Below are 6,258 nucleotides of genomic sequence, written 5' to 3'. Positions count from 1 at the left end.
TTTATGATATGACTTTTTGTAACCCCTTCGATTCCCTGTCACGCACATGACATCTCCTCTTCGGTCACTCGTTTTTTGAATTGACCGGTTCTTCTTTTCTTCGTCTTTTTTCTTTCGCTGTTTAGTTCTCAAGGATCTGTTTTTTGCTGTCTTGCTGACAACGTTGCTTATAGTAACATAGCGGTTTTGCTTTGTCAACCCGAAAGCAGGCTGGAATTTTGTGTGATTGGCTAGAATCAGCATGTTTTACCTTTTCAAGGGCAATTCGGGCAATTATTTTTCTGATTTTTAAACAATTTCGCCTGACCAGAATCAATAATTCAGCAATAAAAAATGCGACAGGATCCCGGCCGGACGATTGACCGGGATCCTCTGTCTGTTAAATCCGCTGAATCATGCGTGAACCGCGCAGCAGAGCCCACGCTTTTCCTCCTCTGATGAAAGCGGTGACCGGCGTTCCGTCTTCCAGTTTGGTATCGGGCGGCAGCAGCAGGAAATTCGTTTTACCGCAATACAATAGCGGCATCAAAACGCCTTCCACCGTGACCTGCAGCTGTCCGTCTTCGGCTTGGCTTACCAGGATTTCGACGGAAGATCCTTCTTTGATGCAATAACGGCCGAGATACATTTCCGGGGTTTGCGGGACTGCACCGCTCGGAATTGCCCATTGATGACTTTGCTCCATTGGCAGAGCCATTTTCAAATTGAAGGCGCCATTGAGTATGGGGGCCGTATTGAAGTTACTGAGATTGGTGAGAACGGTAACCGCATAAGATTCGTCTTTCAGGAAACCGCCGCGGGAAGCGACCCCTTTCAAACCGCCGGAATGATCACAAATGACATGGTTAAAGAAGGTTCGCTTGTTTAAACCGCAGCAATATTTCCCTTCTGCTGTTTCGGCAAAACGATTGCCAAATAAACGCTCTGTACAGCCTTTGGGCAGAATCTGTTTGCCTTCATAACAACCGGACTGCGCCAGCATCAAATAATAGCGTGTCATATCCGAGGCTGTCGATTTGATCCAACCGCAGCCGCGGTAAGGCGGCGCATTATCCCAGATGTCAGAAGCTTTGACCCCTTCTTTCGTTTTGACGAAGAGGCTGGTAACATTATTGCCGGCCAGAATTTCCTCTAAGCTGAACGTAGTATGCTGCATACCCAACGGCTGAAAGAGACGCATTTTAAGATAACGCTCCAGCGGCTCACCGGCAGCCGCATCGATCACACTGGATAGCAAGGCATAACCCTCATTGGAGTAACTGCGGTATTCACCCGCCTGCCCCAAGGGAGTATAATCGCCTGCTGCGATGTAATCGATGATATCCTGGATGGTATCGATCTTGCTTTTTGCCTGCAGCAGCAATTTTTGATATTCTTCTTCTTCCCAGGGATCCGGCTTAGTATGAGCCGCCATCGACCAGGCCAGAGTGGGAATCGGGGGAATACCGGTTGTGTGCGTTGCCAGATGATCAAGCAAAACCGCTTCCGGCGGCATGCCGGGGATCCGAAAGCCGGGTAAGTATTTTTCAACCGGATCCTCGAAATTAAGCTTACCTTCCGCTTCCAGCAAAGCAGCAGCGCAGCTGGTCACGGATTTACTCATGGAAGCAATACCAAAAATGGTTTCTGCGTTGACCGGTTTTGTTTTTGCTTCATCCCGATAACCAAAGCTTTCGGAATAAACAATACCATTTGCATCCCGCACACAAACCTGGGCACCTGGCACGGAACCCTTTTGCAGCAGAGTTTGAACATATTGAGAAAACCCGCTCCAATCACCTGGCATAAGCACTCCTTCTTTCTGATCCGCTTCGTCGTCAAATTGTTTCGCTGTTCCGACCGGGAAAACCTGCCGGAAAGCTTAATTCTCAAGCAAACCCTGTATAAAGTACTTCTATTCTTGAGCAACACTCGCTTTGAGACAGACCCGTGGTTAGAAAAAAAACATTCATTCCCGGTTTTGCTCTTCTGCCGTATTCTGATATTCCAGAATATCCCCCGGTTGACATTTCAGGGCAGCACAGATGGCATCCAGCGTAGAGAAGCGGATCGCACTAATCTTTCCGGTTTTAATTTTCGATAAATTTACATTGGAGATACCCACCTGCGCCGCTAAATCATTTAAGGAGATTTTTCGATCTGCCATGACCCGATCCAATCTTAGTATGATCGCCATTTCATCTCTCCTCCTATAAGGTTTCATCGGACAATTGCTGCAGTTTGCAGCCGTACTCGATAATATAGGTCAGAACAAAAAAGATCATCACGAATATGGCTTCTTCCAAACTAAAATTGAAACTCCAATGAGCAGATTTCAAAGAGATTAGGTTGACATTGACCATTTTGTTATTGAACAGGTTAATCTCTGGAGCAATAGAATATTCCGGCAGTAAAATGAAGACAACAAACAACCGGCAGATCATTTTCATGTACCCGAAGATGGAGTTTGTGAACGGTGATTCACCTTGATAAAGCTCCTTGAATATCTTACCCAGATAGAGCATGATAAAAGATAACAGAAACGTAGTTGCAGCAAGAAATAAGATCTCGTAATTGATTTCATCTTTAAATACACGTAAAACTGGAGCATCAAAGATGACCCTGACTTGATTATTCTCTTGCTGTAAAGAGAGGAAAGTATTATCTTCATTTTTTTCCATCCAATCAGCTATCTCTTTTTGCTGGTTTTCCGTTAAGTTTGACAGCTCGACGCTCAGAGAGAAATCGACAATTTGGTTCATTTCCGCTGTTTCAAAAACTCGAGGCGAATAACTAATGAATACCAGACCGGCTACGATTCCCACATACATCAGAATGCGAAGGATCAGACAAGCGTAATAGGCAAATTTACTGATCGATCTGATTTTTTTCAGTTCCATTTTGTAAGACTCCCTTCTTTTTGTAAGACTCCCTTCTGGTTGTCATAACCGAAGTATAACAGATCAGAAAATGTTTTTCAACTATTTTTAAATGTTTATCGTTAATATTTTTATGTTATATAGCATTTACGCTTTGCCCGGCAGCCTTTGTACAAAAAAAGCCGTTCACTTTTGATTGCGATCAAGTGAACGGTTTTTTATGGTTTACTGAACGGGGTAAACACCCTTCTTGCCGTCTTTTTCATTTTCGTCGGCAATGTTATAATCGGTTTTGGTTTTTCCCGCCATGCGCTCTTTCAGGTATTTCTCGGCAATCTGCGGGAAAGCGACATAGGAAAGCAAATCTTCATCGGTTTCCATCAGGTAACCAATCGCTTTGCGGGCAGCCGGCAAGCCGGGTTCCAGATCATCGGCATAACGATGATCGAGCACAGGGGCATCGCCGATAATCGATTTGCGGAAGGTTTCATCAATCGGACCGGGAGCCTGACCATATTGCCCACCCAAATAGGCTTTCACTTCATTGGTAACCATTTTGTAGCGCTCACCGCTTAAGACATTGATCACCGCCTGGGAACCAACCATTTGGCTGGTGGGAGTGACGAGCGGCGGATAACCTAAATCAGCGCGGACGCGCGGTACTTCTTCCAGCACTTCCGGCAGTCGGTTGACATTCGGCCCCAGCTGTTCGGCGAAGTTGGACAGCATACCGCCCGGTACCTGGTAGGTAAGCACATTGGCGTCAACGCCGCCGACCACATCATATTTGATGTTATAATTTTTTAGTTCCTGGCGCAGAATCGCGCTGACAGGATACATCTTGGCGACATCCAGGCCGGTGTCCCAGGGCGTGTTCTTCAGCATGGCTACCATGGTTTCGGTGGCAGGCTGAGAAGTACCCATCGCCAGCGGAGAAAGCGCGGTATCCAGGATATTCACGCCGGCTTCCGCTGCCTTCAGGTAAGCGGCTCCGGCCATACCGGAAGTATAATGGGAATGCAGTTCAATTGGCAAACTAACCGCCTGCTTGATGCTGGTAACCAGATCAAACGCCATCGTGGGAGAAATGATCCCGCCCATATCTTTGATACAGATGGAATCGCAACCCATTTGCTGCAGTTCTTTGGCTAGCTTCGCATAAAGATCCGGCGTGTGCACAGGGCTTTCCGTATAAACAACGGAGCCCTGTACATGCGCACCTTCTGCTTTTGCGACGCGAATCGAGGTTTCCAGATTGCGCAGATCGTTTAAAGCATCGAAAACGCGGATGATATCCATGCCGTTGGCGACCGCTTTTTTGATAAATAATTCAATGACATCATCCGGATAGGGTTTATAACCCAAAAGATTCTGACCGCGCAGCAACATTTGCAGCTTGGTGTTTTTGAAATAACGGCGGAACGTCCGCAGTCTTTCCCAGGGATCTTCATTTAAATAACGCAGACAGGAATCGAAGGTAGCGCCGCCCCAGCACTCGACAGAATAGAATCCAAGCTGATCCATTGGTTCGAGCAGGGGCATCATGTCGCTCATTTTCAAACGCGTTGCCATTAACGATTGATGACCGTCACGCAGCGTTGTATCGCAAATCTTTATTGCCTTTGCCTTTACTTCAACCATGTAGAGACCTCCATATATATGATATGTCAATCTATTCGTGAGACATTACACAAGTTCCTGCACTTTACATAAATCTTTACTATCCATCCCGAAAACACGCACTCTGCTGCAGATCTCTGTCTCCGCTTGCTTTTTTAACTGCAGTGAACCACAGCCGCCGGCCGTCAGAATGGCTATTCAGAAAGAGAAAGAAAATCGCCGATCGGCATGCCGGCAAAACAAAGGCGGGGATTCTCTCAATCATCCTGAAAGATTCCCTGCCCGTTAAAAATAGGAACCGGATCTAGCCGCTCTTTTGCTTTGCTGCTTTGATACAGAAATCTGCAAACCAGGCAAAGAGCGGTGTCATATCGGGGCCCTGAGGCGGTTCCGGAAAGTCACCGCGCATGCGTTCCGGATGCCACTGGAAGCCATAGATGGGCAACGTTTCATGTTCACAGGCTTCCACCACGCCGTCTTTGGAGTAAGCAGTAATCCGCAAATGCTCGGCGACATGGCCAACTTTTACATTATGACGGCTGTTGATCCAAAATTCACTGCCAAATAAGTCCGCCAGGAGCGAATTTGGATCCACTTTGATGGTGTGTTCCGTCATCATATGTTCCACACCGTCTTGCAATTTAAAGTTCGGCACCAAATCCCCGCCGAGCACGACGTTGATTTCCTGCATACCAAGACAAATGCCAAAAATCGGTTTCTGAGCTTTTAAGGCGGCCCGGATCATGGCATGATCGTCCGGAGTGCGAATTTTTTGCATTTCCGGCGTCAGCAAGCCGGGAGCCGGCGCATAGGCATGGGAACCGGACAAGACCAGGCCGTCTGCGATGGCCATATATTCATCCAAACTATTCATATCCAGCGGTGAAATCGGTACGGCGTCAACCGCAGCAAAAGCAGCGGAATAGGTTTTGTTCAAAACATGACCGAGTGAAAAGAATTCCCGATCAATCGCCGGGCCACCGGAAATCAGAAAAATCGGTTTCTTCTGCGTCATTACCGATTCGGTGTTTTTCTGACACAGTTCGATCAATTTGGCAAATAGTTCACCATCCTGCAGCACGCCGTCTACTTCCCGTTCCGGATTCCATTGCACGCCAAAAACCGGCTTGCTTTGATGAGCGATGGCTTCAATCACACCGTCTTCGGCCCGGGCTGCCACTTTCATACCGGGAGCCAGGGTTTTGACTGCCCGTTTATGGCAGCTGGTGACGGTCGCACCGCTATGAATCACCGAAGAAAGCAGCGTGTCCGCTTCGGCCTGAATAGGGTGAAAACCAAACGTCACCGGCAGCGGCGGCTGCGCCGGCGGCTGAACGGCGCCGGGATGCCTGAGGCTGGTATCTTTATTCAAATCTTTATAGAGTGTTCCCTGCAAAGCGACATTGAGGACCTGCATGCCGCGGCCGATACCCATAATCGGTTTGCCTGCCTCGTAAAACAATTGGCAAAGCCGGAAATCCAGATCATCCCGTGTTCGACTGAAGGAATGCATCTCGGCGGCATCCCGGTAAATTTCACCAAAACGGTAAACATGCAGATCCAAACCGTCGGTCAGTAATAAAGCATCCGCCAGATCACAATACTCCTTTGCGGCTCTGATGTCGAAACCCCAAATCGGCAGACCACCCGCTTTGGCAACCGCCTCGCCATAAGCGTTGCTCATCACGTTCAAAGGCGTCCCGTCGGCGCCGATACCGTCTTCTCCAATGATTAGAAGTCTCGGTTTCAGCATGAAATATCATCCTTTCGCTTGATAATC

At 47.8% G+C, this 6,258-nt stretch carries 5 protein-coding genes; all 5 read right to left on the bottom strand.

Annotated features, from left to right (window positions below; genetic code table 11):
• Positions 1-379: 379 nt before the first annotated feature.
• The 5 genes from LLG09_08705 to LLG09_08685 all read right to left on the bottom strand — a co-directional run bounded on the left by LLG09_08705 (position 380) and on the right by LLG09_08685 (position 6,231).
• The gene (locus LLG09_08705) at positions 380-1,786 is read right to left on the bottom strand and encodes a beta-lactamase family protein (GenBank protein MCE5197188.1); all 1,407 of its coding nucleotides are present in this window, start codon (positions 1,784-1,786) and stop codon (positions 380-382) included.
• 162 nt (positions 1,787-1,948) lie between these two features.
• Positions 1,949-2,176 (bottom strand): helix-turn-helix transcriptional regulator, encoded by a 228-nt coding sequence (locus tag LLG09_08700; protein ID MCE5197187.1) that lies wholly within the window; start codon positions 2,174-2,176, stop codon positions 1,949-1,951.
• 13 nt (positions 2,177-2,189) lie between these two features.
• The gene (locus LLG09_08695; GenBank protein MCE5197186.1) at positions 2,190-2,879 is read right to left on the bottom strand and encodes a hypothetical protein; all 690 of its coding nucleotides are present in this window, start codon (positions 2,877-2,879) and stop codon (positions 2,190-2,192) included.
• Between the two features lie 204 nt (positions 2,880-3,083).
• On the bottom strand, positions 3,084-4,499 hold the full coding sequence (locus tag LLG09_08690; protein MCE5197185.1) for a pyruvate carboxylase subunit B: 1,416 nt from the start codon (positions 4,497-4,499) through the stop codon (positions 3,084-3,086).
• Positions 4,500-4,782: 283 nt separating this feature from the next.
• The gene (locus LLG09_08685) at positions 4,783-6,231 is read right to left on the bottom strand and encodes a gamma-glutamyl-gamma-aminobutyrate hydrolase family protein (GenBank protein MCE5197184.1); all 1,449 of its coding nucleotides are present in this window, start codon (positions 6,229-6,231) and stop codon (positions 4,783-4,785) included.
• Positions 6,232-6,258: the final 27 nt, after the last annotated feature.

The sequence above is a fragment of the Negativicutes bacterium genome, assembly GCA_021372785.1.
In the GTDB taxonomy this organism is placed as follows: domain Bacteria; phylum Bacillota; class JAAYKD01; order JAAYKD01; family JAAYKD01; genus JAJFTT01.
This window is presented reverse-complemented; position numbering and strand designations above follow the sequence as displayed.